The sequence below is a fragment of the Micromonospora sp. RHAY321 genome, from assembly GCF_023896955.1.
In the GTDB taxonomy this organism is placed as follows: Bacteria; Actinomycetota; Actinomycetes; order Mycobacteriales; family Micromonosporaceae; genus Micromonospora.
The window spans coordinates 108,442-131,891 of sequence record NZ_JAMHIW010000004.1 but is presented as its reverse complement, the minus strand read 5'-3'; the positions used below and the strand labels follow the sequence as shown (position 1 = coordinate 131,891).

20 protein-coding genes, 5 tRNA genes and 2 pseudogenes are annotated in these 23,450 nt (G+C 74.0%); 14 read left to right on the top strand and 13 right to left on the bottom strand.

Annotated features, from left to right (window positions below; translation table 11 throughout):
• Positions 1-6 precede the first annotated feature (6 nt).
• Positions 7-675 carry a methyltransferase gene (locus M8C17_RS11730; RefSeq protein WP_252416462.1) on the bottom strand — a complete coding sequence of 223 codons (669 nt, stop codon included), beginning with the start codon at positions 673-675 and terminating at the stop codon, positions 7-9.
• 180 nt (positions 676-855) lie between these two features.
• Here M8C17_RS11730 and M8C17_RS11725 point away from each other — a divergent pair, with 180 nt between their 5' ends.
• Positions 856-1,698 (top strand): hypothetical protein, encoded by an 843-nt coding sequence (locus M8C17_RS11725; RefSeq protein WP_252416771.1) that lies wholly within the window; start codon positions 856-858, stop codon positions 1,696-1,698.
• A gap of 62 nt (positions 1,699-1,760) precedes the next feature.
• Here the strand turns inward: M8C17_RS11725 and M8C17_RS11720 are convergent, their stop codons facing one another.
• The 3 genes from M8C17_RS11720 to M8C17_RS11710 all read right to left on the bottom strand — a co-directional run bounded on the left by M8C17_RS11720 (position 1,761) and on the right by M8C17_RS11710 (position 6,158).
• Positions 1,761-4,691 carry a M36 family metallopeptidase gene (locus tag M8C17_RS11720; protein WP_252416461.1) on the bottom strand — a complete coding sequence of 977 codons (2,931 nt, stop codon included), beginning with the start codon at positions 4,689-4,691 and terminating at the stop codon, positions 1,761-1,763.
• A 241-nt stretch (positions 4,692-4,932) separates the two neighbouring features.
• The gene (locus M8C17_RS11715; RefSeq protein ID WP_252416460.1) at positions 4,933-5,514 is read right to left on the bottom strand and encodes a TIGR03086 family metal-binding protein; all 582 of its coding nucleotides are present in this window, start codon (positions 5,512-5,514) and stop codon (positions 4,933-4,935) included.
• 41 nt (positions 5,515-5,555) lie between these two features.
• Positions 5,556-6,158: a TetR/AcrR family transcriptional regulator gene (locus tag M8C17_RS11710; RefSeq protein ID WP_252416459.1), complete on the bottom strand. Its 603-nt coding sequence runs from the start codon at positions 6,156-6,158 to the stop codon at positions 5,556-5,558.
• A gap of 401 nt (positions 6,159-6,559) precedes the next feature.
• Here M8C17_RS11710 and M8C17_RS11705 point away from each other — a divergent pair.
• From M8C17_RS11705 to M8C17_RS11695, 3 genes are all read left to right on the top strand, one after another.
• A tRNA-Gly gene (locus M8C17_RS11705) sits at positions 6,560-6,632 on the top strand.
• Between the two features lie 34 nt (positions 6,633-6,666).
• Positions 6,667-6,737: transfer RNA gene (locus M8C17_RS11700), tRNA-Cys, on the top strand.
• Positions 6,738-6,750: 13 nt separating this feature from the next.
• Positions 6,751-6,825, top strand: a tRNA-Val gene (locus tag M8C17_RS11695).
• Positions 6,826-6,912: 87 nt separating this feature from the next.
• On the opposite strand, the gene M8C17_RS11690 is transcribed toward M8C17_RS11695, so the two are convergent.
• Both M8C17_RS11690 and M8C17_RS11685 read right to left on the bottom strand, forming a co-directional pair.
• Positions 6,913-7,647, bottom strand: coding sequence for a GNAT family N-acetyltransferase (locus M8C17_RS11690; RefSeq protein WP_252416458.1), 735 nt, complete (start codon positions 7,645-7,647; stop codon positions 6,913-6,915).
• Between the two features lie 47 nt (positions 7,648-7,694).
• Positions 7,695-8,675, bottom strand: coding sequence for a DUF5937 family protein (locus M8C17_RS11685; RefSeq protein ID WP_252416457.1), 981 nt, complete (start codon positions 8,673-8,675; stop codon positions 7,695-7,697).
• Positions 8,676-8,745: 70 nt separating this feature from the next.
• On the opposite strand from M8C17_RS11685, the gene M8C17_RS11680 reads away from it, so the two are divergent.
• Positions 8,746-9,561: an isocitrate lyase/phosphoenolpyruvate mutase family protein gene (locus tag M8C17_RS11680; protein WP_252416456.1), complete on the top strand. Its 816-nt coding sequence runs from the start codon at positions 8,746-8,748 to the stop codon at positions 9,559-9,561.
• An 84-nt stretch (positions 9,562-9,645) separates the two neighbouring features.
• Here M8C17_RS11680 and M8C17_RS11675 read toward each other — a convergent pair whose 3' ends face one another.
• Positions 9,646-9,915 (bottom strand): DUF6458 family protein, encoded by a 270-nt coding sequence (locus M8C17_RS11675; protein ID WP_252416455.1) that lies wholly within the window; start codon positions 9,913-9,915, stop codon positions 9,646-9,648.
• Positions 9,916-10,064: 149 nt separating this feature from the next.
• Between M8C17_RS11675 and M8C17_RS11670 the strand changes: the two genes are divergently transcribed.
• From M8C17_RS11670 to M8C17_RS11655, 4 genes and pseudogenes are all read left to right on the top strand, one after another.
• Positions 10,065-10,137, top strand: a tRNA-Gly gene (locus tag M8C17_RS11670).
• A 46-nt stretch (positions 10,138-10,183) separates the two neighbouring features.
• Positions 10,184-10,258: transfer RNA gene (locus M8C17_RS11665), tRNA-Val, on the top strand.
• 129 nt (positions 10,259-10,387) lie between these two features.
• Entirely contained in the window at positions 10,388-11,044 is a 657-nt protein-coding gene (locus M8C17_RS11660; RefSeq protein ID WP_252416454.1) for a TOPRIM nucleotidyl transferase/hydrolase domain-containing protein, read from the top strand.
• A gap of 79 nt (positions 11,045-11,123) precedes the next feature.
• Positions 11,124-12,095: pseudogene (locus M8C17_RS11655) on the top strand (NAD-dependent epimerase/dehydratase family protein); the annotation flags it as partial.
• Here M8C17_RS11655 and M8C17_RS11650 read toward each other — a convergent pair.
• Positions 12,087-12,395 (bottom strand): annotated as a pseudogene (locus M8C17_RS11650) (nitroreductase); the annotation flags it as partial. The pseudogenes M8C17_RS11655 and M8C17_RS11650 overlap by 9 nt on opposite strands.
• A 221-nt stretch (positions 12,396-12,616) precedes the next feature.
• Here M8C17_RS11650 and M8C17_RS11645 point away from each other — a divergent pair.
• A complete protein-coding gene (locus M8C17_RS11645) occupies positions 12,617-13,255 on the top strand; it encodes a response regulator transcription factor (RefSeq protein WP_252416453.1) in 639 nt (212 codons plus the stop codon).
• 9 nt (positions 13,256-13,264) lie between these two features.
• On the opposite strand, the gene M8C17_RS11640 is transcribed toward M8C17_RS11645, so the two are convergent.
• The 5 genes from M8C17_RS11640 to M8C17_RS11620 all read right to left on the bottom strand — a co-directional run bounded on the left by M8C17_RS11640 (position 13,265) and on the right by M8C17_RS11620 (position 20,353).
• Positions 13,265-14,941 (bottom strand): GAF domain-containing protein, encoded by a 1,677-nt coding sequence (locus M8C17_RS11640; protein ID WP_374558267.1) that lies wholly within the window; start codon positions 14,939-14,941, stop codon positions 13,265-13,267.
• Between the two features lie 95 nt (positions 14,942-15,036).
• Positions 15,037-16,113: a nitroreductase gene (locus M8C17_RS11635; RefSeq protein WP_374558121.1), complete on the bottom strand. Its 1,077-nt coding sequence runs from the start codon at positions 16,111-16,113 to the stop codon at positions 15,037-15,039.
• A gap of 57 nt (positions 16,114-16,170) precedes the next feature.
• Positions 16,171-17,016 (bottom strand): universal stress protein, encoded by an 846-nt coding sequence (locus M8C17_RS11630; RefSeq protein ID WP_252416452.1) that lies wholly within the window; start codon positions 17,014-17,016, stop codon positions 16,171-16,173.
• A gap of 10 nt (positions 17,017-17,026) precedes the next feature.
• Entirely contained in the window at positions 17,027-19,420 is a 2,394-nt protein-coding gene (locus M8C17_RS11625) for a phosphoketolase (protein ID WP_252416451.1), read from the bottom strand.
• Between the two features lie 72 nt (positions 19,421-19,492).
• Positions 19,493-20,353 (bottom strand): universal stress protein, encoded by an 861-nt coding sequence (locus M8C17_RS11620; RefSeq protein WP_252416450.1) that lies wholly within the window; start codon positions 20,351-20,353, stop codon positions 19,493-19,495.
• Positions 20,354-20,517: 164 nt separating this feature from the next.
• Here M8C17_RS11620 and M8C17_RS11615 point away from each other — a divergent pair, with 164 nt between their 5' ends.
• The 4 genes from M8C17_RS11615 to M8C17_RS11600 all read left to right on the top strand — a co-directional run bounded on the left by M8C17_RS11615 (position 20,518) and on the right by M8C17_RS11600 (position 23,441).
• A complete protein-coding gene (locus M8C17_RS11615; protein WP_252416449.1) occupies positions 20,518-20,754 on the top strand; it encodes a helix-turn-helix domain-containing protein in 237 nt (78 codons plus the stop codon).
• Positions 20,754-21,332 carry a Clp protease N-terminal domain-containing protein gene (locus tag M8C17_RS11610; protein WP_252416448.1) on the top strand — a complete coding sequence of 193 codons (579 nt, stop codon included), beginning with the start codon at positions 20,754-20,756 and terminating at the stop codon, positions 21,330-21,332. The genes M8C17_RS11615 and M8C17_RS11610 overlap by 1 nt, the downstream gene beginning before the upstream one ends.
• Before the next feature lie 110 nt (positions 21,333-21,442).
• Positions 21,443-22,447 carry a diacylglycerol kinase family protein gene (locus tag M8C17_RS11605; protein ID WP_252416447.1) on the top strand — a complete coding sequence of 335 codons (1,005 nt, stop codon included), beginning with the start codon at positions 21,443-21,445 and terminating at the stop codon, positions 22,445-22,447.
• Positions 22,440-23,441 (top strand): YihY/virulence factor BrkB family protein, encoded by a 1,002-nt coding sequence (locus tag M8C17_RS11600; RefSeq protein ID WP_252416446.1) that lies wholly within the window; start codon positions 22,440-22,442, stop codon positions 23,439-23,441. Before M8C17_RS11605 ends, M8C17_RS11600 begins: the two co-directional genes overlap by 8 nt.
• Positions 23,442-23,450: the final 9 nt, after the last annotated feature.

The following is a 23,450-nucleotide window of genomic DNA, read 5'->3' as shown; positions in this document are numbered from 1 at the left end:
GACACGCTAGCCGGCGGCTCCCGGCAGCCCGGCCCGCAACTGCCAGACGGTGGTGCGCTTCACCCGCACGCTCTCCAGGGCTTCCGTCACCGGCACGTCGTAGTGGGCCAGCTCGTCGAAGCGTTCCCGGGGCAGGAACGCGCGGCCGGGGTCGCCGACCAACGCCAGGGCGCCCGCCCGGGTGGCGCGGAGCAGGAACCGCAGCACCCGCCGAGCCATCGCCTCGCTGTAGAACACGTCTCCCGCGAGCACCACCTCGGCGTCCCCGGCGTCGCCGTCGAGGATGTCGCCGAACTCGGCGTCGACGCGTACCCCGTTGGCCTCGGCGTTCAGCGCGACCGCCGCCACCGCCAGCTCGTCGACCTCGACGGCCCGGACGGTGGCCGCGCCGGCGCGGGCGGCGGCGATGGCCACCAGGCCGGAGCCGGAGGCGAGGTCCAGCACCCGGCGGCCGGCGACCAGCTCCGGGTGGTCGGTCACGTGACGGGCGAGGGCCTGACCACCGGCCCAGGCGAAGGCCCAGAACGGCGGCGGCCGGTCGCTGCTGAACTCACCCTCGGTCAGCTCCCAGAGCCCGATCGGCTCGTCCGCCTGGTGCAGCCGCACCTCGGGGACGAAGGCCACCGGGGCGAGCCGGGCGTGCAGCCGGACGAAAGTGGCGGAGAGTTCGGACACGGTGGCGATTGTCCCAGCGACCCGGTGCGCGGCGTGTCGCGGGGGACCCGTGACCGGTTCACCACGGTCGGTGAAAACCCGCCCCGTCCTTGCCGCCCGGTGCGAACACACCCGTCTGTTCGCCTCGACGCACCGCTCCTAGCGTTGCGGGGTGGAGGCAACCGAACGGAGACGGCGGTGATGACGGTGTGGCGGTACGCGCTGCGGCTCGGGGTGGTGCTGGCCTGTCTGAGTGGGGTGGAGCTGGTGCTGGCCGCTCCGGCGCAGGCGGCGTTCGCCACCGAGCTGAGTGGCCTGCCGGCCCGGTTCACCGCCGGCGACCAGGTCCGCACGGTCTCCGCCGTGGTGTCGCAGACCGACCGGCGCGGCGGGTGCGTGAAGGTGCGCTGGTCGATGGTGCTCAGCGTGCAGGGCATCCGGCTCGACCAGGTGAAGATGGATCGGGTGGAGGAGACCGGCGACTTTCCGCTGGAGATCCGGACCGAGGGTGACGTGGCCCGGCTGACCGACCGGCAGCTCGACCCGGGCACGCTCTGCCCGGACCGCACGGTCACCGCCCGCTACCGGGTGGCCTTCGCCGAGGACGTCACCCGGGGACGGGTCACCCTCGCCGCGGAGGCGTACGACGCCAACCTGCGCCTGCTGGCCCGCCAGACGGCCACCCGTTCGGTGGTGGGGGCGGGCGGCACACCGAGCAGCTCGGCGGAGCCGACCGGCACACCGGCGGAGCCCAGCGACCCGGCGACCGCGCCAGGCGAGCAGGAGAGCACGGAGCCGATCGGTGACCAGGAGGTCGCTGCCGCGCCGCCGGCGCCCGGCCGCCCGGTGTCGCAGTCCGGCGGCTTCGGCGTGACGCAGGCGGCGTTCCTGCTCGGCGGGCTGCTGCTCTCGCTCGGGTTGGGGCTGCTGCTGCGGCTGCGCCACCTCACCCGCGTCGCGACCGCCGAGGCCGACGAGCCACCGGTGGACCGGCTCTGGGAGCGACCGCCCCCCGCGGGCCGCTGGCGACCGGCCCGCCGCTGATCGCGGGGGCCGCTGAGATCGGGAGGTGTCGGGGCCGGCGGAGTCCGCCGGCCCCGACGGTGTCACTTCGAGAACGCCTGGAACTCGGCGATCCTGACCTGGTCCCGGGCCGGGCTGGCGGTCGCGCAGTCCGTCGTCGTGGCCGGGTCGTCGTCCTGCTCACCGGCGTAGTTCGGGCCGCCGGTGCACTGGCTGGCCAGCACCTCCAGTCGCAGGTGGGTGGCGAGCGTGGTGGGCACCGCGAACGTCCGGAGGTTGATGTCCCGGCTGTACGCCCGGTACGCCCCACCGGGGAACGCGTCGCCGGCACTGGTGTAGATCCGTTGCCAGCGGGCCGGGTCGGCGCAGTCGGTGGTCTTCGCGTTGCAGGCCGACACCGCGAACGAGCGCAGCGCGCTGAGCGCGTTCTGACTGCCGGTGTCGGCGTCCCCGACGATGGCGGGACGCAGCATGGCGCTGACGTTCACCCGCTTGACCACCTGGGGTGCGTCGCCGGGCAGCGCCACGGTGAGCTGTCGGCCGGCCACCCCGTCCAGGGAGGCCCAGTTCGTCGCCTCGGTGTCGTCGGCGACGCGGTCCAGGTTGACCCCGTCGCCGCTGATCGTGGCGCCGGACGCGGTGGACGCGAGGTTGCGGCTCATCCGCAGGTCCACGTACCCGTCCTGACCGGCCTTGGCGACGACGCTGAGCCGCTGGTGCCCGAAGCCGGGCGCCACCGCGAGCAGGTCGTACGTGCCGGCCACCATCTCCACGGTGTCCGGGATCGGCGTGGCCGGGTCGGTGTCCGCGATCGGCGTCGCCCGTGCCTCGTACGCCCCGACGTACACCCGGATCGGCGCGTCGGCGCTGTCCCCACGCGGGCGCAGGGTGAGCGTCGCGTTGCCGCCGCGCGGTGAGGCGAAGCTCGGCGTCGGGTCGGTGTCGGCGGCGCCGTTGGTGGCGGCGTCCCGGCCCATCCCGGAGCGGGCGAACTCGGCCCAGATCAGGTCCTGGTTGGCGCCGCCGAAGCGAAGCAGGTCGGCGGTGAGCATGTTGTCCCGCATGTCGAGCATGCTGACCTGGCTGGCGGCCTGGAGCAGGAACGAGTCGAAGACGAGCTGCGACCAGCGCCGGTTACCCGGGCACTGGTCGGCTGCGACCTTGCCCTGCGCGCACTCCAGTTGCCGCTGGGGGGTGCCGAGGCCGTACCGCTTCACCATGGCGGACCGGACCCGGAAGTTGGTGGCCCCCCAGATCTCGCCGTCCGCGTGCACGGCCGGACCGCCGGTGTTGTAGCCGATGTCGGAGTAGTTCAGCGGGCTGCGGCTGAGGTCGTAGTTACGGATGCCGCTGACCAGGTTGCCGGTGACGTAGCCGCCCGTGACGAAGGGCGTCTCGCCGGGGGCCCGCAGCCCGTGCTGGAAGAGGTACTCGGCGGCGAGCAGGTCGCTCCACGACTCGCCCATCGACCCGCCCTGGTGGCCGCCGATGCCGCTGTCCGGGCCGGCGATCATCCGGTTGCTGATCGCGTGGGTGTACTCGTGGCCAATCACCGTCATGTCGTAGTCGCCGTCCACGCACGGCGGGTACGGCCCGCCGGCCTGCGGCTGCCACAGGTACATGTTGGTCGTCGGCGGCAGCCCGTCGCGCGGGGTGCCCTGGTTGGCGTTGTTCCGGTTGCCGGTCAGCGCGCCCTGCTGTGCGCGGCCCTGCTCGGCGTCGCCGCCCAGGCCGCCGGGCTTCAGGTTGACCGCCTGGAGGTTCCACACCGACTCGGTGAAGCCCAGCTGGTACGCCCAGTCGTGCATCCGGTTGTGCATGGCGAAGAGGTTGCTGATCGCCGCGTCCGCGTCGTTGCGCTGCGCGGACGTGAACACCTCCGGGTTGCACTTCGCCTGGTGCCACTGGTCGGTGAACGGGTACTCGTAGCGGCGCTCCGGGTTGGGGGTGGCCGGGACGACCGGGGTGCCGGCGCCCCAGGAGAGCACCGTGTTGGCCGAGTTGCCGCGCGAGGTGAAGGTGGGCGTGCCGGTGGCCGCGTCGACGTCCCACGGCTGGCCGGTCGCCGGGTCGCGGAAGGCGGCCTGGCAGCCGGGCGCGGGGTCGCCGCACCAGCGCACCCGGGGGTCCTGCCCGGGGGCGAGGTCGCGCGGCGGCGTGGCCGGGAAGACCGCCCAGCTCGGGTTGTCCGAGTCGTAGTCGACGAGGTCCTCGCGGACCAGCACCTGCCCGGTGATCCCGTCCACGTAGGTGGTGAACGCGGCCGGGTGGTCGGTGTCCGCGCCGATCAGGGTCACCTCGTAGGCGGCCCGGGGGCCGTCGGACGGGGTGGGCACGGCCACCGCGCGCACGGTGTGGCTCGCCACCGCGGTGGCGTCCAGTTTGGCGTCGGCGAGCGCTGCGGCGTACGCCTGGTCGGCGGTGCGGGTGGCCGGCGCGGGCGCGCCGGTGTCGCGGGCGAGCGAGGAACTGACCGACAGCACCGCGCCGCCGGTGACCGCGATGGTGACCAGGCCGTCCGGCCCGGCCGGCAGGTCGCCGAAGCGCTGCCGCAGGGTGACCACGGCGCCGCTGCCGATGGGGCGGACCAGCACCCGCTCCAGCTTGGCCACCGTGTCGGTGTCCATTCCGAACAGATCGCGGTTGGCGGCCAGGTAGGCGCGGGCCGTGGCCTCCGGGTCGGTGGGCAGCCCGGTGGCGAGCGGGGTACGGCCGGGGCCGAGCGCCTGCGGTGTGCCGAGCCGGTTCCACCGGACGTCGGGGTCGGCGGCGCGGGCCAGCCCGCGCTGGCGGGCGTCGGGTGCCGCCGTACCGGTGCGGTTGTCGACGTCGGCGTGCTGGTGCCCCTCGGCGAACGGGCCGGACCGGCGCTCGGCGGATGGCGCGCCGCTGGCGGGGGCCGCGGTGCTCGCGCCGGTGGGGAGCAGCGCGGCGACTGTCGCGGTTGTCGCCAGGACGGCGATGAGCCGGCGTCGACGCCGGCTCATCGGGGGTGACCACTCCGGTTGTGGCACGGGACCTCCTCGTGGGAGCGGGATGGCCGGCGGCCGCCGACCGACGCAGCGCGGTGACGCATGCGCATCTGTGGATATCAGCCGCTGGGGGTGGCGGCAAGGCCCCAGGCCCGAGACGCGCCGACAGATCGGATTTGGTCGACGCTGCCCGCTGCGGCCACGGATGACTGGCCGCTCGCCCGGGGCGGGTCGACCGGAACGCTGAAATGTCCTCTACGGGGGCGCCGACGGCGCCGGGTGTTCAGCTGCCGGGCACCCAGTCGGGGTCGCGGCCGAAGGCCGACAGCAGGTGGTCCTGCTCGTCGGCGTCGGCGGGCAGCGGTACTTCGGGTCGGACCAGGTCGCCGCGCCGGTAGTCGTCGACCCGGCCGGCGAACCACCGGGCGCAGACGCGCACCGCATCCGGGTCCATCCGCGGCTCGGCCCCGATCGCCACCGCCAGGTCCCAGCCGTGCACCAGGTGCTCGGCGAGGAGTTGGCTCAGGTACTCCTCGGCCGGAGTGTCACCGGCGGAGAGGTGCACGGTGCGGTCGACGGCACCGGGATGGACGGCGGCGATCTCGGCCTGCGCGGCGGCCTCCCGTGCCGCCACGGCCGGGTCGGCGCCGAGCAGGTCGCCGTCGAACCGGCTGCCGACCTCGTCGATGGTCCGGCCGGCGAGCAGTGGCACGCTCCACCGGTCCTCGCCCACCACGTGGTTGACCAGCGTGCGGACGTCCCAGCCGGGGCAGGGCGTCGGGTCGGACCACTGGCCCGGCCCGACCTGGTCCACCCGGTCGATGAACTCGGCCAGGCTCCGGCGGTACGCCTCCAGCAGGTCCATGGGGACGATTGTTCCGGCCGGCGAGGCCGGTCGCCCCCGGTTCAGTCCAGGTCGCTCGGGTCCAGGCCGAGTTCCCGGGCGGTGACCAGCCGGACCCACTCGCCGAACTGCCGGCGGGAGATCACCCGGTCGTGCACGGCGAGCTGTACGGCCAGGCCGTCCATCACCGCGCTGATCCGCCAGGCGGCCCCTTCCGGGTCGGCGCACTGGAAGGTGCCGTCGGCGACCCCGGCCGAGATCACCGCGGCCAGGTCCTGCCGCCAGCGCAGGTCGAGCCGGCGGGACACCTTCTCCAGTTCGGGGGTGCGCAGTGACTCCGACCAGCCGTCGATCCACATCGACCACGAGGTGGCGCGCCCGGCCGGGGTGTAGAGCTTGAGGATCCGGCGGAGTTTGGTCAGCGGCGGGGCGGAGGAGCGGGTCACCACGTCCAGGCGGGCCAGATCCTGCTCGACCGCGTACGCGAACGCCTGCGCGAGCAGCCGCTCCTTGGTCGCGAAGTGGTAGAAGACCAGCGCCTGACTCACGCCGGCGGCCTGCGCCACGTCAGCCGTCCGGGTGTTTGCCAGACCGCGCTCCACAATCACGTCACAGGCGGTGCGCAGCAGGGCATCCAGGCGGATCTCGGCCGCACGTCTCGTCACGACCGTTACCGTAACCCATCCGACTGAACACGAACAGTTACCGCCACCGTCCGATCCGCGATGCGACAGTCGGAAGCCGGACACTTCCTGAGGGTGCCTTTCGTCGTTCTTCTGGGGACGTTCGTCGAGGTCCGGCGGCCCTCGCCGGCACGCCGCGATGCTGGCCGAGCGGTACCCGACGGGCGGGAGGCGGGCACGCGCCGGAGGTGCCGGAGTGTGACGGCTCCCGGACCACCAGACCAGCCCCCTAGGAAGCCGGTCGGTGGTGGCTCCGGTCCCGCCGGCGCTGATGCCGCCGTCCGCCAACCCGGGCCGGACGCGCCGAGGGTGGCCCCGAGTTGGCAGTCGTTCACCGGCTCGGCTAAAGTTCTCATCCGTCACCCGGGAACGCCCGGGGGCGTGCGGACGTAGCGCAGCTGGTAGCGCATCACCTTGCCAAGGTGAGGGTCGCGGGTTCGAATCCCGTCGTCCGCTCGGAGCTGCCGCCACGCATGACGGGGGCAACCTCGGTGGGGTGGCCGAGAGGCGAGGCAACGGCCTGCAAAGCCGTGTACGCGGGTTCAAATCCCGTCCCCACCTCGGCAACAAGCACGGGCGATTGGCGCAGTGGGAGCGCGCTTCCTTGACACGGAAGAGGTCACTGGTTCAAACCCAGTATCGCCCACCAGCTGGATGAGCAGTCAAAGGCTCGCTACCGAAACGGTAGCGAGCCTTTCTGTACGGACGGGCGGGCGGTCCGTAGCCGGGGGCCGACTCAGAAGGCCAGCAGCCGGAAGGTGCCCGCCGTGCGGAAGCCGAGGCGGCGGTAGACCGGCTCCCCGATGGGGGTCGAGGTGAGGGCGGCCGTGTGGACGCCCCGCCCGGCGGCGAGGTCGAGCGCGGCCCTGGTCATCGCCGCGCCGATGCCGCGGCGGCGTTCCTCAGGCTGGGTGCCGACGAAGTACAGCGTCAGAAGACCGTCGGTGAGCCAGGCGACCGCCGTTCCGACGATCCGGCCGTCGTCGAGGCGGCCGGCCAGCCTGATGACGGTGCCGTCGCCGGCGAACGCCTTCTCCCGGTCGATCGCCGCCGCCACGCCCTCCGCCGGGATTCCGGACACCCGGGCGTAGGCCGGGACGAAGGTGTCCAGGTCGGTGGTCTCGGCGATGTGCAGGCCGGCGGGCGTCGGAGCGTCCGCCGTGTCGGCGATCGCCACGGTCATGATCGGCAGACGGGCGACCTCCACGGCGCCGAGGGACACCAAGCCGTCGGCCGCGTCGGCGTCGCTGTCCGGGCCGACCCACCACACCCGGGGTACGCCGTCGAGACGGCGCCGGGCCTCGGTGAGGGCGTCCTGCGGCGTACGCCCGGTCACGCGCAGCACGCCGTTGAGCGGCGGGTGCGGCACGTCACTGCGATAGGTGACCAGGTCGGGACCCCCAGCCTCGCCGATGTTCCAGCCGAGCAGGTACGCCCGGTGTGCGGCCAGCACGGCGTCGAGGGACTCCATGCGGCGGATCTTAACGCGGCGGTGCCTGGCGGACGGCGGCCCGGAACCTAGGCGGCAGCGGAGAGCAGCGCCTCGGCGAGGTCGGTGCGGGTGCTGAGCAGCGTCCGACCCCGGCGGTGCGTCACCACCAGGCCCACCGCCCGCAGCGCGGTGAGGTGTTGGGAGACCCCGCCGGCCGACATCCCGGTGCGTCGGGCCAGCTCCGTGGTGCTCGTTGGCGCGGCCAGTTCGGTGAGCAGGCGGGCCCGCCCGCGGCCGACCACCGCTGCCAGCGCGTCCGGGACGCCGTCCGGGCGCTCCCACAGCGTGCCGAGCCCTCGGGCCGGATAGGCGAGCTGCGGAGCATCCGCGGTGGAGACGCTCAGCACCGACGGCCAGACGAAGGCCGACGGGACCAGCACCAGGCCCGGCCCGTCCGGGATGTCCGGGGCGAGGCAGTGTCGCTGTGCGACGAGCAGGGTGTCGTTCTCCCACCGGACCTGCTGGTGCAGGTCGTTGAGGAGCTCGGCCGCCCCGTCCTCGGCCAGCCGGCGGGCGCGGGCGGCGACGTCGGCGTCGAGCAGCAACCGCAGTCGCGGCCAGTGCGGGGCCAGGGCGATCCGCCAGTACGCCTCGATCTCCCCGGTGAGCCGGCGCAACCCGGCGGGCGGGTCGGCGTACAGGGCGGCGAGTGCGGGGGTGCGGTCGCCCGGGTACAGGTCCAGGTGCGCGCGGACGGTGGCGACCGGGGTGGCGCGCAGGGCGGCCAGTTCGGCGGCCAGGTCCGGGGTGAGCCCGACCGGCGGCGGGGTGAGGAAGTCGGCCAGGTAGCCGGGTGGGGCGGGCACCAGCTGCCAGAGCAGCCCGCCGTCCGGGCCGGCCAGGCCGGCCTCGACCAGCGGCGGACGGACCCGCCGGACCCACGGCAGGTGGACCGCGTGGTCCCCCGGGTCGCGCAGCACCCGGACGCTCGCGACGACCTCCCACAGGCAGGACACCGCGAACCGGATGCGGGCGACGGCACCCGCCGACAGGCCGATGGCGACCATTTCACCCCCGGTGGATTCAGCTGGGACTGAAACATTACTGCCCGGGCCCGGGCCGGCCGAGACTTGCCCGGTGACCGATCACCAGAGCCGCGCAGAGCTCTTCCGTTCCCTGCACATCCCCGGTTCGCCGCTCGTCCTCGTCAACGCCTGGGACGCGGCGAGCGCCCGGGTCGTGGCCGCCGCCGGAGCCAGCGCCGTGGCCACCACCAGCGCCGGCGTCGCCTGGAGCCTGGGTTCGCCCGACGGCGACGCGCTCGACCGCGACGACGCCGTCGAGCTGATCCGGCGGGTCGCCGCCGCGGTGCCGCTGCCGGTCAGCGCCGACATCGAGTCCGGCTACGGAAGGACCCCGGCGGAGGTGGGTGACACCGTCCGCGCGGTGCTGGCCGCCGGCGCCGTCGGGGTCAACGTCGAGGACGCGCGGTACGACGGCGGGGAGCCACTGCGCCCGGTGGACGAGCAGTGCGCGCGACTCGCGGCGGTCCGATCCGCTGGCGACGCCGCCGGGGTGCCCCTGTACCTCAACGCTCGGATCGACACGTTCCTGCGCGGCGGTGGGGACGTCGGCGAGACGGTGGCCCGGGCGTCGGCCTACCTGGCCGCCGGGGCGGACGGGGTGTTCGTGCCCGGCGTGGTCGACCCGGCCGTCATCCGGCATTTGGCCGAGGCGATTCCGGCGCCGCTGAACGTGCTCGCGGGGCCGGGGGCGCCAACGGTGGGGGAGCTGGCCACGCTGGGGGTGGCCCGGGTGAGTCTCGGCTCGGCGGTTGCGGAGGGCGCGTACGCGGTGGCCCGCCGGGCGGCGGACGAGGCGTTCGGCGCGGGCACGTACGGAGCGCTGGCCGATGCCCTCGACTACGGCACGCTCAACGCGTTGATGCGCTGAGCGGCGGGGTTGCCACGGGCCGGCCACCCCGATCGGGGCGGCCGGCCGTGGCGCGTGCTCCTCCGGCGACGGCCGGCGGTCGTGTCACAGCGGCGGGGCGCTGTCCCGACGTTCCTCGACCCGGCGGTACTCCACCGGCTCCTCGACCCGCCGGTACTCCACCGGCTGCTCGGTGGTGGTGACCACCTCGCGGCGGCGACCCCAGACCAGCGTGGTCATGATCAGGCCGAGGACACCGGCCGCCATCAGGATCCAGCCGACCACGTCGAGGTTGATGCCGCCGACGCTCGCGTCCAGGGCGAAGGTGAGGATCGCGCCGAGCGCGATGAGGAAGATGCTGGTGCCGATACCCACGACAGCCTCCTTAGGGGATGTGGTGCGCTGTCGAGGGTCTTCAGTACCCCGTCGCCAACCAGCGCAATCGCCACGGCCCGAGGGTGCCGGGTGCGGCGATCTTGGCGTCGGGTAGGGTTTCACCCGTCGCCGGCGCTTGCCGGGGACGTGCGGACGTAGCGCAGCTGGTAGCGCATCACCTTGCCAAGGTGAGGGTCGCGGGTTCGAATCCCGTCGTCCGCTCGCGATCCGCCCCACGAGCCTGGTTCCCGGGCCGGGCGGTCACCACGGGCGATTGGCGCAGTGGGAGCGCGCTTCCCTGACACGGAAGAGGTCACTGGTTCAAACCCAGTATCGCCCACCAGTTCGATGAGCACCTCAGGCGGCTCGTCACCGGACATCCGGTGACGGGTCGTTCCTCGTACCGGGTCAGGTTCCCGCCGGCCGACAAACCGGTGGCGGTGGGCATCGACGCGTTGCGAGACTCTGACCTGTGCGAGAGCCGGACCGTTTCCGAGCCGCCGTCGGTGCCTGGGCGGCTGGCGGCACGGATGCCCCGGAGGCGGCAACGGTCGCCCGTGCGTTGGCCCGTGACGGTCGCCTGGCCACCGTCGTGCTCGTCGAGGGCGTCAGCGACCTGTACGCGGTGGAGGCGCTGGCCGCGCGGTGCGACCGTGACCTGATCGACGAGGGCGTGTGCGTCGTGTCGATGGGGGGCGCGATGAGCGTCGGTCGGTTCCTGCGGCTCTTCGGCGCGCAGGGGCTCGCCCTGGGTGTGCGGGGGCTCTGCGACGAGGCCGAGGAGAGCTACTTCCGGCGCGGGCTCGAGCAGGCGGGCCTGGGCAGTGGCCTGACCCGCTCGGCGATGGAGGCGCTCGGCTTCCACGTGTGCGTCGCCGACCTGGAGGACGAGCTGATCCGCGCCCTCGGCAGCACGGGCGTCGAACAGGTCCTCGCGGCGGAGAGGGACCTGACGAGATTCCGGGTCTTCCAGAACCAGCCGGCGCAACGGGGGCGGCCGGTCGAGCGGCAACTGCGGCGCTTCATGGGCACGATGAGCGGCCGCAAGGCCCGGTACGCCCGCGCGCTCGTGCGCGCCCTCGACCCGGCGTCCGTCCCGCGACCGCTGGACCACCTGCTCGCCGGGTAGGCGGAGTTCTGCTGTGGGGAGATCCGCTGACGGTGAACGTGGGTGCCGCCCGCCGTTGTGACCCGGCAGGGTGGACCGCATGAGACTGCTGGTGCTGGGCGGGACGGGTTTCGTGGGCGGGGCGACGGTGGCCGAAGCGGTACGCCGGGGCTGGTCGGTGACGGTGTTCAACCGGGGGGTGCACGGCGCGGTCCCGCCGGGCGTGCACCGGTTGCGGGGTGACCGGACCGCGCCGGACGGCCTGGCGGCGCTGGCGGGCGGCGAGTGGGACCTGGTGGTCGACACCTGGGACAGCGCGCCACGGGCGGTACGGGACGCGGCCCGCGCGCTGGCCGGTGCGGTCCCGCACTACGCCTACATCTCCAGTGGCTCGGTCTACGCCGTGCCGGTCGCGGCGCGGGTGGGCGAGGACGCGCCCACCGTGGAGGCGTCCGCCGACGCCGACGGGGGAGACTACGCGCAGTGCAAGGCCGGCGGGGAGCTGGCCGCCACGGAGGTGTACGGGGAGCGGGCGCTGCTGGTGCGGGCCGGGCTGATCCTCGGGCCGGGGGAGGACATCGGCCGGCTGCCCTGGTGGCTGCAGCGCGTGGCCCGGGGCGGGGACGTGCTCGCGCCCGGCCCCGCGGACCTGCCCGTGCAGTACATCGACGTCCGCGACCTGGCCGCGTGGACGCTGGACCGGGCGGCCGAAGGGGTCGGCGGTGCCTTCAACGTCATCAGCCACCCGGGGCACACCACGATGGGCGAACTGCTCGACACGGTCGTCGCGGTGACCGGCTCCGACGCCCGGCTGCGCTGGATCGACCCGGCGTCGATCCTCGCCGCCGGCGTGATCCCCTGGAACGACCTGCCCATCTGGATCCCGGAGGGTCACGAGTTCCGATGGTTGCAGGAGCGCGGCGTGCAGAAGGCGTACGCGGCGGGGCTGACCTGCCGCCCGGTGGCCGAGACCGTCGCCGACACCTGGCGCTGGCTGCGTGCGGTGGGGTCGGTGCCGCCGCGCGCCGGTCGGCCGGCCCGCGCGCCGGTGGGCCTCGACCCCGCGCGGGAGGTCCGGCACCAGCCGGGCCAGCAGGTCCGGCTCGGCCGGGTCCGGGCGCAGCCGCACCCGGGCCGGTATGCCGGCCACGGCCAGCGCGATCCGCAGGTTGAACAGCGCCGCGCCGCAGGCCATCCGCACACCCCACCCGCTCGGGTCGGTCGCCGGCAGCCGGCGGGCCGGGTCGGCCAGCACCTCGATCCCGCCGTCGCGCAGCCGCAACCGCCACGGCTGGGTGTTGTGCAGGGATGGCGCCCGCACCGCGTCCACGGCGGCGGCCCGCAGGTGGGCCGCGGTGTAGCCGATGTCCATGGCAGCTGTTCCTCTCCGGTGGGGCCGGCGCCGCTGCTGCCGCGACGGCCGGCGTACCCCCACCGTCCGCCCGCCGGGTCGGCGGCGGACAGGGCCGGACGTCCCGAGCCGTCGGGTCCGACCGCCCTCCGCCCGGTCCGCCCACCGCCGGCGGGGCCGGACCGCGTTGTCGGGACCTTCGGCCCGTGCATCCGCCCCGGGGTCACGGGTAGAAAGGGGAGATGATCCGGGTGTTCCTCCTCGACGACCATGAGGTCGTCCGCCGTGGCCTGGCCGACCTGTTGCAGAGCAGCGGTGACATCGAGGTGGTCGGCGAGTCCGGCTCCGCGCAGGAGGCGGCACGCCTCATTCCGGCGTTGCGGCCGGACGTCGCGATCCTCGACGCGCGCCTGCCCGACGGCAACGGCATCGACGTGTGCCGCGACGTACGCGCCGTCGACTCGTCCATCAAGGGCCTGATCCTCACCTCGTACGAGGACGACGAGGCGCTGTTCGCGGCGATCATGGCGGGTGCCGCCGGTTACGTGCTCAAGCAGATCCGCGGCACCGACCTCGTCGACGCGGTGCGCCGGGTGGCGGCCGGGCAGTCGCTGCTCGACCCGGCGATCACCACCCGGGTGCTGGAACGCATCCGCAACGGCGTCGAGCAGCCCCGCGAGTTGAAGTCGCTCACCGAGCAGGAGCGGCGGATCCTGGAGTACGTCGCGGAGGGGATGACCAACCGGGAGATCGCCGGGAAGATGTTCCTGGCCGAGAAGACGGTGAAGAACTACGTCTCCAGCGTGCTGGCCAAGCTGGGCCTGGAGCGCCGCACACAGGCGGCGGTGCTGGCCACCCGGCTGCTCGGCAGGACGCCCTGACTCGGCCGGTCAGTCGCGCAGCGGCACCGACCAGCTCACCTCGGTGCCGTGCGGCTCGACCGGGCGGATCGTGAAGACACCCCCGTGGCGTTCGGCGCGTTCACGGAGGTTGACCAGCCCGCCCCGGGCGGCGCCCGGGGCGCAGCCCACCCCGTCGTCGGCGACCGTGACGGTGACGTGGCCGGCCTCGACGCGTACGGCGACGTCGACGTGGTCGGCCCGCGCGTGGCGGACCGTGTTGGACAGCGCCTCGCGCAGCACGGCGGTGAGGTCCGGGCGCACCGCGTCCGGGACGGCGCTGTCCACCGGCCCGGTCAGCTCCAGGCGGGGCTTGTGGCCCAGTGACTCGGCAGCCACCTCGATCGCCTCGCGGATCTCGGTCCGCAGCGCCGCGGTCATCGGCGTGCGCAGCTCGAAGATGGTCCGGCGGATGTCCCGGATGGTGGCGTCCAGATCGTCGACGGCCGCGTTGATCCGCTTGGCCACCTCCGGGCGGGTCATCATCGGCGCGGCGCTCTGCAGTTGCAGGCCGGTGGCGAAGAGCCGCTGGATCACCACGTCGTGCAGGTCGCGGGCGATCCGCTCGCGGTCCTCCAGGACCACGAGCAGCTCCCGCTCCTCCTGGCCGCGGGCCCGCTCCATGGCCAGCGCGGCCTGGCCGGCGAAGCTGCCCAGCAGGGCCACGTCGTCGTCGCTGGCGCCCCCGCCGCGCTCCGGGCGGTGTGCCACGACCAGCACGCCGTGCAGGGTCTCGGCGGTGGTCAGTGGTGAGATCACCGCCGGGCCGGTGTGCAGCAGCGCCGGCCACGGGGCGGCGTGCGCGAGGTCGTCCACCTGGTCGTGCCGGCCCTGCGCGACCGCCGCGCCGAAGCTGGTGTCGGCGGCCGGCACGACCGTGCCGACCAGCGCCCGCGACTGCTCGTCGGTGCCGTCGACCACCTCGACGGTGAACTGCGCGGTGTCGGGGTCGTAGAGCAGCACCAGCGCCAGTTCCGCCTCGGCGACCTCCCGGGCGCGGCGGGCGACCAGCGCCAGCGCGTCCGTGCGGCGTACCTCGCCGAGCAGCACCGAGGTGATCTCGGCGGTCGCGGCGAGCCAGCGTTCCCGCCGGTGCGCCAGGGCGTACAGGCGGGCGTTCTCGATGGCCACGCCGGCCGCGGCGGCGAGCGCGACCACGATCTCCTCGTCGTCCTCGGTGAACTGCGCCCCGCCCTGCTTCTCGGCCAGGTAGAGATTGCCGAAGACCTGGTCACGGATGCGCACCGGCACACCCAGGAAGCTGTGCATCGGCGGGTGGTTGGCCGGGAAGCCGTAGGAGCGGGGGTGCTGGGTGATGTCCGGCATCCGCAGCGGCCGGGGATCGTCGATGAGCAGGCCGAGCACACCCCGCCCGTGCGGCAGGTCACCGATCTGCGCGTGCAGCTCGGGGGAGATGCCGTGGACGATGAAGTCGTGCAGCAGCCGGTCCGGGCCGACCACGCCCAGGGCGCCGTACCGGGCGCCGACCAGCTCGCACGCGGCCTGCACGATCCGTTGCAGGGTGCTGCGCAGATCCAGGTTGGTGCCGATGCCAACCACCGCGTCGAGCAGGGCACGCAGCCGCTCCCGGCTGGTGACGACCTCCCCGACCCGGTCCAGCATCTCCTGGAGCAGCTCGTCGAGGTGGACGCGGGACAGCGGGCTCAGCCCGAGTGACGGGGTCACCGGCGTTTCCTGGCGAGGTTGTGGGGCGCTGCTGGTCACCGCGCGATGGTATCGCCGGCCGTCGCTGGCCGGACCGGTCAGCTCCGCTCGCCGCGTACCGCGGTGGTGTCGACCACCTGCTCGGTGGTCAGCCGTGGGGTGTGCGGCGGGCCCGCGTGCTCCGGGTCCGCGATACCCAGGCGCAGCACGAGGTACGGGAAGCCGAGCCCGGCGAGCAGCTGCCGCAGGGTCTGCCGGGTGCCCTCCACCTCGACGGCCGAGCTGAGCGGGACCACCGAGACACCGAGCCGGGTGGCGGTCAGCCAGGCGGCGGAGAGCGCCTCGCCGGCGCGCAGCCAGCTGTCCCGCTCGTCCTCGTCGCCGTAGAGCAGCGCGTACACGGCGGCACGGTCGTGGCCGGGCCCGACCGGCAGGCCGCCCGGTTGGCCGAAGTCACGGGCCGGCACGGTGGTCTGCGGACGCTGCTGGGGCAGCACCTCCGGCGGCAGCCCGGTGCCCGTGCCGGCGCGGCTGGTCCAGTACGCCAGCTCGGCGCGCAGCCGCGGGTCCTCGGCCTCGACCGTGTCGGCGTGACCGGCCGCGGCGGCCAGCTCCAGCACCTGCTCGCCGTCGAGGATCTGCAGCCGGGCGCCCTCGGCGGCGACCGCCCGGGTGATCTCGCCGATCGCGGCGGTGGGCACCGGCTCGTCGCTGACCGGCCGCCGGTCGGTGTGTCGGACCTGCATGCACTGCACCATCCGCATGGCGTCCGGCTCGGGCGCCACGCGGCCCGAGGTGGTCAGCCGGGCCAGCAGTTCGCGGTCGCTCGGGTCGGGCAGCCGCTCCACCACGGCACGCCACCCCTCGGCGGCCAGAGCCAGCCGGGCGTGGTGCAGGGCGGTGCCGCAGCTGATCGCGAGCAGCCGGCCCTCCGGGTCGGTGGCCGCGAGCTGCCGGTCGGCGACGGTGCGCAGCTCCAGGGCGTCCGGCAGCACCCGCCAGCGCCACGGCTGGGTGTTGTGCACCGAGGGGGCGTGCCCTGCGGTCGCGGCGGCCTCCGCCAGCGCGGTGGTCAGCTGGCTCTCCTGACTCATGGTCACGACCTCTCCGTCTCTGCCCACCCGTGCCTCCGGGCGGCGGCGCTCCGCGTTGGTGCCGCCTCCATCCTGTGGCATCCATGGCGGTGCCGCACGGGTCGTAGGTCCCGGGCGACCGGGCCGTCACGCCCGGGGTCAGCGTTCCCGGACCACGGCGACCGGACAGTGCGCGTGCTGGATGACCTGCTGGCTGACCGAGCCGAGCAGCATCCCCGCGAGCCCGCCCCGACCCCGGCTGCCGACCACCACCAGTGCCGCCTGCTGGCTGGCGTCGACGAGTGTCGCCGCCGGGCTGCCCGCCACCAGATCGACGGTCACCGCCAGCTCCGGGAACGTCCGCCGCCACGGCTCCAGCGCCTGCTCCACCGCCGCCCGCTCGTCCGGCACACCGGCCGCCCCGCCGGGACCCTGGGTCCACGCGTGCAGCACGCGCAGCGGCACCCGCCGCTGGGCCGCTCGTTCCGCCGCGAAGCCGAGCGCCACCAGCGACGGCTCCGACCCGTCCACCCCGACCGCCACCGGCCCGCCCGGTGCGCTGCCCGCCCCGTCCCGGACCACCACGACCGGGCAGTGCGCGTGCGCGGCGACCGCCACGGCCGTCGACCCGGCCAAGAGCCCACCGAACCCGCCGTGGCCGCGGCTGCCGAGCACCAGCAGCCCGGCCTCGGCCGAGCGTTCCTGCAGGATCAGGGCCGGGGGCCCGTCGTACACCTCGCCGGTGACGGTGAGCCCGGGGTGCGCGGCGCCGGCCTGCGCCGCCGCGTCCCGGACCAGCTCCTCCACCTGCCGCCGGGCGGTGTCGTCGGGCCAGATGCCGGGCGCCACACCCGGGCCGACCCAGCTGGCCACGGTCAGCCATTCGAAGACGTACGCCAGCCGCACCGGCTGGCCGCTGCGCTCGGCCTCGTCCAGCGCCCAGTCCAGGGCCACGGACGCGTCGGTGGAGCCGTCGTAGCCGACCAGGATCTCCGCGTCACGCACGTCGTCCTCCTCAGGGGTTGGTCGGGTCGGTTTCCCGGACCCAGCGCCACTCGGCGACCTGGGGGTCGTCCTCGCCGTGGCGGCGGGTGTAGTCACGGGCCGACTGCCGGGCGTCGATCATCTGCTGGCGCAGGTACGCGGCGCGGGCGGCCAGCCCGGGCACCCGGTCGATGACGTCGATGACCAGGTGGAAGCGGTCCAGGTCGTTGAGCATCACCATGTCGAACGGGGTGGTGGTGGTGCCCTCCTCCTTGTAGCCGCGCACGTGCAGGTTGTCGTGGTTGGTGCGCCGGTAGGTGAGCCGGTGGATCAGCCACGGATAGCCGTGGTAGGCGAAGATGATCGGCCGGTCCGCGGTGAAGATGGTGTCGAACTCGTTGTCGGGCAGGCCGTGCGGATGTTCGGTGGGCGGTTGGAGCCGCATCAGGTCCACCACGTTGACCAGCCGCACCCGCAGGTCCGGCAGGTGCCGGCGCAGCAGGTCGGCGGCGGCCAGCGCCTCCAGCGTGGGCACGTCCCCGCAGCAGGCGAGCACCACGTCCGGCTCGCTGCCGTCGTCGCTGCTGGCCCACTTCCAGATGCCCAGGCCGCGCCGGGTGTGCTGGATGGCCTCGGTCATCGTCATCCAGTTCGGCGCCGGTTGCTTGCCGGCCACCACCACGTTGATGTAGTGCCGGCTGCGCAGGCAGTGGTCCATGGTCGCGAGCAGGGTGTTGGCGTCCGGAGGCAGGTAGACCCGGACCACCTCGGCCTTCTTGTTCACGACGTGGTCGATGAAGCCCGGGTCCTGGTGGGAGAAGCCGTTGTGGTCCTGCCGCCAGACGTGGCTGGACAGCAGGTAGTTCAGGGAGGCGAGGGGCTGGCGCCAGGGGATGGCGCGGGTCACCTTCAGCCACTTGGCGTGCTGGTTGAGCATCGAGTCGACGATGTGGATGAACGCCTCGTAGCTGGTGAACACGCCGTGCCGACCGGTCAGCAGGTAGCCCTCCAGCCAACCCTGGCACAGGTGCTCGGAGAGCACCTCCATCACCCGGCCGTCCGGGGAGAGGTGGTCGTCGCCGGGCATCGTGCCGCCCACCCAGGCCCGGTCGGTCACCTCGAAGGCGGCGCCCAGCCGGTTGGAGGCGACCTCGTCCGGGCCGAACAGCCGGAACGTCTGCGGGTTGGCGGCGATGACGTCCCGGATCCACGCGCCGAGCACCCCGGTCGCGCCGGCCATCGGCTCGCCCGGCCGGGGGACGTCGACGCCGTACTCGCGGAAGTCCGGCAGGGTCAGGTCGCGCAGCACCAGCCCGCCGTTGGTGACCGGGTTGGCGCTCATCCGCCGGTCACCGTGCGGCGGCAGGGTGCACAGGTCGTCCACCGGGGCGCCGGTGGCGTCGAACAGCTCCTCCGGGCGGTAGCTGCGCAGCCAGTGCTCCAGCTCGGCCAGGTGCGCGGGATTGGACCGCACCTTCGACAGCGGCACCTGGTGGGCGCGGTAGGTGCCCTCCACCTGTGTGCCGTCGACCTCGCGCGGGCCGGTCCAGCCCTTCGGCGTCCGTAGGACGATCATCGGCCAGCGGGGGCGTTCGACGACGCCGCCGGAGCGGGCCGCGAGCTGGATCGCGCTGATCTCGTCCAGTGCCCGGTCCAGCGTCGCGGCGAGCGCGCGGTGCACCTGGGCGGGGTCGTCGCCGGCCACCACGTACGGCTGGTAGCCCGAGCCGCGCAGGATGTCGAGCAGGTCCGACTCGGGGATCCGGGCCAGCACGGTCGGGCTGGCGATCTTGTAGCCGTTGAGGTGCAGGATGGGCAGCACCGCGCCGTCACGGGCCGGGTTGAGGAAGACGGTGGAGAGCCAACTGCCGGCGAGCGGCCCGGTCTCCGCCTCGCCGTCGCCGATCACACAGGCCACCACCAGGTCCGGGTGGTCGAAGGCCGCGCCGTAGGCGTGGCTCAGCGCGTACCCCAGCTCGCCGCCCTCGTGGATCGAGCCCGGCACCTCCGCCGCCACGTGGCTGGGGATGCCGCCGGGGAAGGAGAACTGCCGGAACAGCCGGGCCATCCCGGCCTCGTCGCGCGACACGTCGTGGTAGCGCTCCGACCAGGTGCCCTCCAGCCAGGTGTTGGCCACGATGGCCGGGCCACCGTGCCCGGGTCCGGTGACCAGCATGGCGTTCAGGTCGCGCGCCACGATCACCCGGTTGAGGTGGGCGTAGATCAGGTTGAGCCCGGGGCTGGTGCCCCAGTGGCCGAGCAGCCGGGGCTTGATGTCGTCGGTGGTCAGCGGCTCACGCAGCAGCGGGTTGCCCAGCAGGTAGATCTGCCCGACGGTCAGGTAGTTCGCGGCTCGCCAGTAGGCGTCCAGCCGGCGCAGCTCGTCGTCGGTCAGCGAACGGTTCGCGTCGAGAGCGGTGTCCATGATGCTGAGCCTCTCGCAGATAGGGGAGTGGGGCGTCCGATGTCCAGCCTCGCCACTGCCGGCGGTCCCGCGTCAGGGCCGTTGGTCCCGGTCGGGGTGGGCGGCGGGCCTGGTCAGCGGCGCCTCGGCCAGCCCACGGACGACGATCAGGGGGGCCGGAGCGTGGTAGAGCAGCGACTGGGCGACCGCGCCCAGCATGCCGCGCCCCGGCTCGTCACCGCGGGCGGCGACGAGCGCCACCTGCGCCGAGCGGGCCATGTCGACCAGCACCTGGCCGGGGTCACCCTTGACGACACGGCACTCGGTCGGCACCTCGCTGCGCCGGGCGGTGTAGTGGGCCACCACCTTCGTGAGCGCGTCGGTGACCGCTTCGGCGTCCTCGTCGGGTTCGACCACGCGCAGCGCCAGCAACCGGGCGCAGCGCAGGGCGGCGCATTCGAGGGCCCACTCCAGGGCGAGGTTCGAGCTGGGTGAACCGTCCACCCCGACCAGCACCGGACCCTCCGGTGGCTGCTCGCCGCGCACCACCAGCAGAGGGCAGCCGGCTCGCGCGGCGAGCTGGACGGCGATCGTGTCGGACGGGACGCACTCGCCGCTGCCGGCCATCCCGCTGTCGCCGACCGCGAGCAGGAAGGCCACCTCGGACCGGCGGATCAGCGTGGGCAGCGTCTCGCTCTCGATGATCTCGCCGCGTACGGTCAGTCCCGGCTCGACCTCGTGGGCGAGTTGGGCGGCCCGGGTGATCAGATCCTCGGCCTGGTCCCGGGGCGCGGCGACGGTGTCCGCGGCGAAGGCCGCCTGCCAGTCGAAGGTGTGCAGCAGGTGCAGCGGCCGGCCGTGTGCGGCGGCCTCCTGTGCGGCCAGCCGGACGACCGTGAGGTCGTGGTCGGAGCCGAGGCCGACCAGCACCGCTGCATCGGTGGATGTGGCCATCCGACATCACCTCCCGGGCGTCGCGCCCGGCACGACCACGCTGTCCCTGACCGAGGGTAGTCGGGTGGTAACGGCGGCGGGCGGGATCGGGCGGTGCCGGCGACGGTCGAGGGATCTCGTCAACTGGGGTTGACAGGGTGCCGCTGTCAACGTATGTTGACGACATGAGTCAGGCGACGGAACTCGCGGCGGCAGCCGGCAGCACCGATCCCCGGGTCGGGCTGCGCGCCGTCCGCGCGCTGCGCCGGCTGCTCGAGCGACTGGAGGTGGTCCAGGTGGACAACGCCCGCCGACAGGGCTGGTCCTGGCAGGACATCGCCGACGCGCTCGAGGTCAGCCGGCAGGCGGTGCACAAGAAGCACGCCGGGCGGCCGGCGGTCAATCAATCGTGGGAGGCGTGATGTTCGAACGGTTCACCGACCGGGCGCGCGGAGTGGTCCGGCGGGCGGTGGAGGAGGCACGGGCCGAGGGCCAGCGCCCGGTCGGCACCGAGCACCTGCTGCTCGCCCTCGTGGCCGACGAGGCCGGACTGGCCAGCCGGGTGCTGGCCGACGCCGGCGTACGCGCCGACGACCTGCGCGAGCGGGTCCGCCGGCACACCGCCAACGGGGGCGCCGGCCTCGGCGACGCGGACGCGGCGGCGCTGCGCGAGATCGGCATCGACCTGGCCGCCATCGTGGCCCGCATCGAGCAGTCCTTCGGGCCGGACGCCCTGCGCGAGGCCGTGCCGGCACCGCGACGCCGCTGGGGCCGCCGGCGCTTCCTCGGCGGGCCGTTCTCGCCCCGCTCGAAGAAGGTGCTGGAGTTGTCGCTGCGCGAGGCGCTGCGGCTGCGCCACAACCACATCGGCACCGAGCACATCCTGCTCGGCGTGCTCCGCGAGGGCCAGGGGCTGGGCGCGCTGGTGCTCACCGAGGCCGGGGCCGACCTCGACGACCTGCGCCGGCGGGTCGAGAGCGCGCTGCGGACGGCGGCCTGACAGCGGTCGTGGTGAAACGGCGGCGGACGCGTTGAAACCTGTCTGTGGCACTTCCGACGCCGGCCGCCCGGGGGCTCGCTGAAGGCGTCCCGGTGCTGCACACTGACGCCGTGGATGCTGCACAGGAAAGGCGGCCCTCGGGCGGCGACGGCGGGCTGCGTTCCGCCGTGGTGGTCAACCCGGTGAAGGTCGACGATCTCGACGAGCTGCGCCGCACCGTCAACGACGCCCTCGCCGCCGCCGGCTGGCCCGAGCCCCAGTGGTTCGAGACCACCGTCGACGACCCCGGCCGGGGCCAGACCGAGCAGGCCGTCAAGGCCGGCGTCGACCTGGTCTTCGCCTGCGGCGGCGACGGCACCGTGATGTCCTGCGTCAGCGGCCTGGTCGGCACCGACGTGGCGTTGGCCGTGCTGCCCCAGGGCACCGGCAACCTGCTCGCCGCCAACCTGGGGCTCTCCACCGACCTGGCCGCCGGGCTGCAGGTCGCCGTCGAGCGGGGCCGGCGGCTGCTCGACGTCGGCGCCGTCGAGGACCGGTACTTCACCGTGATGGCCGGCATGGGCTTCGACGCCCAGATGCTGGCCGCCACCTCGGAGACCACCAAGGCCCGGATCGGCTGGCCCGCGTACGTCATGGGCGCCGCCCGGCACCTGCGGGACCGGCCGATGCGGGTACAGATCCGCATCGACGACCGCCCGCCGGTACGCCGTCGAGCCCGCTCGGTGCTGATCGCCAACGTGGGCCGACTCCAGGGCGGGGTGCGCCTGCTCACCGAGGCCGAGCCGGACGACGGCTGGCTCGACGTCGCGGTGCTCACCCCGCGCAACCTGCGGCACTGGCTCGCCCTCGGCTGGGCGGTGATCCGCCGCAGCGGGCAGGTGCCGCGGATGGAGGTGTTCCGCGGTCGGCGCGTGGTGGTCACCAGCAACCGGGCCCAGCCCCGGGAGCTGGACGGCGACCTCATCTCCCCGGCCCGGCAGCTACGGGCCGACGTCCGACCCCAGGCGCTCTGGCTCTGTGTGCCGCAGCCCGAGGACGCCCCCGACCTGGCCGTCGACGCGCAGGGCGCCGGGGAGCGGGGCGAGGAGCTGATCAAGGAAGCGCGCAGTGAGTAGCACCCGGATCGTGCCGGAGACCCGGCTGATGGCCGACGAGGAGCTGTCCGCCGACGACGCCTGGCACACACTGCGCCGTCAGGGCGGCTGGCACCTGCTGCGGGACGCCTTCATCCGTTTCCGCTACGGCGACGGGTTCAGCCACTCCCGTGCCTTCGCGTTGCAGCTCTGCCTCGCCGTGGTGCCGTTCATGATCGCCCTCACCGGCCTCATCAGCGAGCTGGGCGTCGAGGAGGGCGGCCGCGTGGTGGCCGACACCGTCCTGGCGCTCACCCCCGGCCAGAGCGAGCAGATGGTCGCCGAGCTGCTCGGCGAGGGCGAGCGCGTCGAGGACGCCGGCGAGCTGGCGCTCACCCTCGGTCTGCTCACCGGGCTGGTCGCGCTGACCACCACGATGGCCCAGATCGAACGGGGTGCCAACCGCATCTACGGCGTGGAGCGGGACCGCCCGGCACTGTGGAAGTACCTCCGCGCCGCCGTGCTGGCCGTCAGCGCCGGCCTGCCCGCGCTCGCCGGCTTCCTCATCCTCGTCGCCGGCGGGGCGGTGGGTGACTCGGTGCGGGAGCACTACGAGTGGGGCGAGGTCGCCGACGGCATCTGGAACGTGATCCGCTTTCCGCTGAGCCTCGGGCTGACCGTGCTCGCCGTGGCGGTGCTGTTCCGGCGCGCGCCGCGCCGCAAACAACCCGGCCTCTCCTGGCTCTTCTTCGGCGCCGGCATCGCCACGGCGCTCTGGTGGCTGGCCAGCCTGCTGCTCGCCGCGTACGTGCGGTTCAGCGACGGCTTCGGCCAGACGTACGGCGCGCTGACCGGGATGATGGCGCTGCTGCTGTGGGCCAACCTCACCGGCATGGCGCTCTTCGGCGGGCTGGCCTTCGCCGCCCAGTTGGAGGCACTGCGCATCGGGGTGCAGGAGCCCGCCCAGCCGGATCTGTGGGAGCCCGAGGCCGACCGCGCCGAGCTCTTCGACACCGGAGACATGACGGCCCTGTAGCCGCCCCCG

Bases quoted from the DNA above. Each gene is read 5' to 3' on its own strand.
- M8C17_RS11610 (WP_252416448.1), top strand. From the start codon at position 20,754: ATGTTCGAACGGTTCACCGACCGGGCGCGCGGAGTGGTCCGGCGGGCG.
- M8C17_RS11645 (WP_252416453.1), top strand. From the start codon at position 12,617: ATGATCCGGGTGTTCCTCCTCGACGACCATGAGGTCGTCCGCCGTGGC.
- M8C17_RS11625 (WP_252416451.1), bottom strand. From the start codon at position 19,420: ATGGACACCGCTCTCGACGCGAACCGTTCGCTGACCGACGACGAGCTG.
- M8C17_RS11690 (WP_252416458.1), bottom strand. From the start codon at position 7,647: ATGGAGTCCCTCGACGCCGTGCTGGCCGCACACCGGGCGTACCTGCTC.
- M8C17_RS11615 (WP_252416449.1), top strand. From the start codon at position 20,518: ATGAGTCAGGCGACGGAACTCGCGGCGGCAGCCGGCAGCACCGATCCC.
- M8C17_RS11635 (WP_374558121.1), bottom strand. From the start codon at position 16,113: ATGCCACAGGATGGAGGCGGCACCAACGCGGAGCGCCGCCGCCCGGAG.
- M8C17_RS11620 (WP_252416450.1), bottom strand. From the start codon at position 20,353: ATGGCCACATCCACCGATGCAGCGGTGCTGGTCGGCCTCGGCTCCGAC.
- M8C17_RS11685 (WP_252416457.1), bottom strand. From the start codon at position 8,675: ATGGTCGCCATCGGCCTGTCGGCGGGTGCCGTCGCCCGCATCCGGTTC.
- M8C17_RS11725 (WP_252416771.1), top strand. From the start codon at position 856: ATGACGGTGTGGCGGTACGCGCTGCGGCTCGGGGTGGTGCTGGCCTGT.
- M8C17_RS11715 (WP_252416460.1), bottom strand. From the start codon at position 5,514: ATGGACCTGCTGGAGGCGTACCGCCGGAGCCTGGCCGAGTTCATCGAC.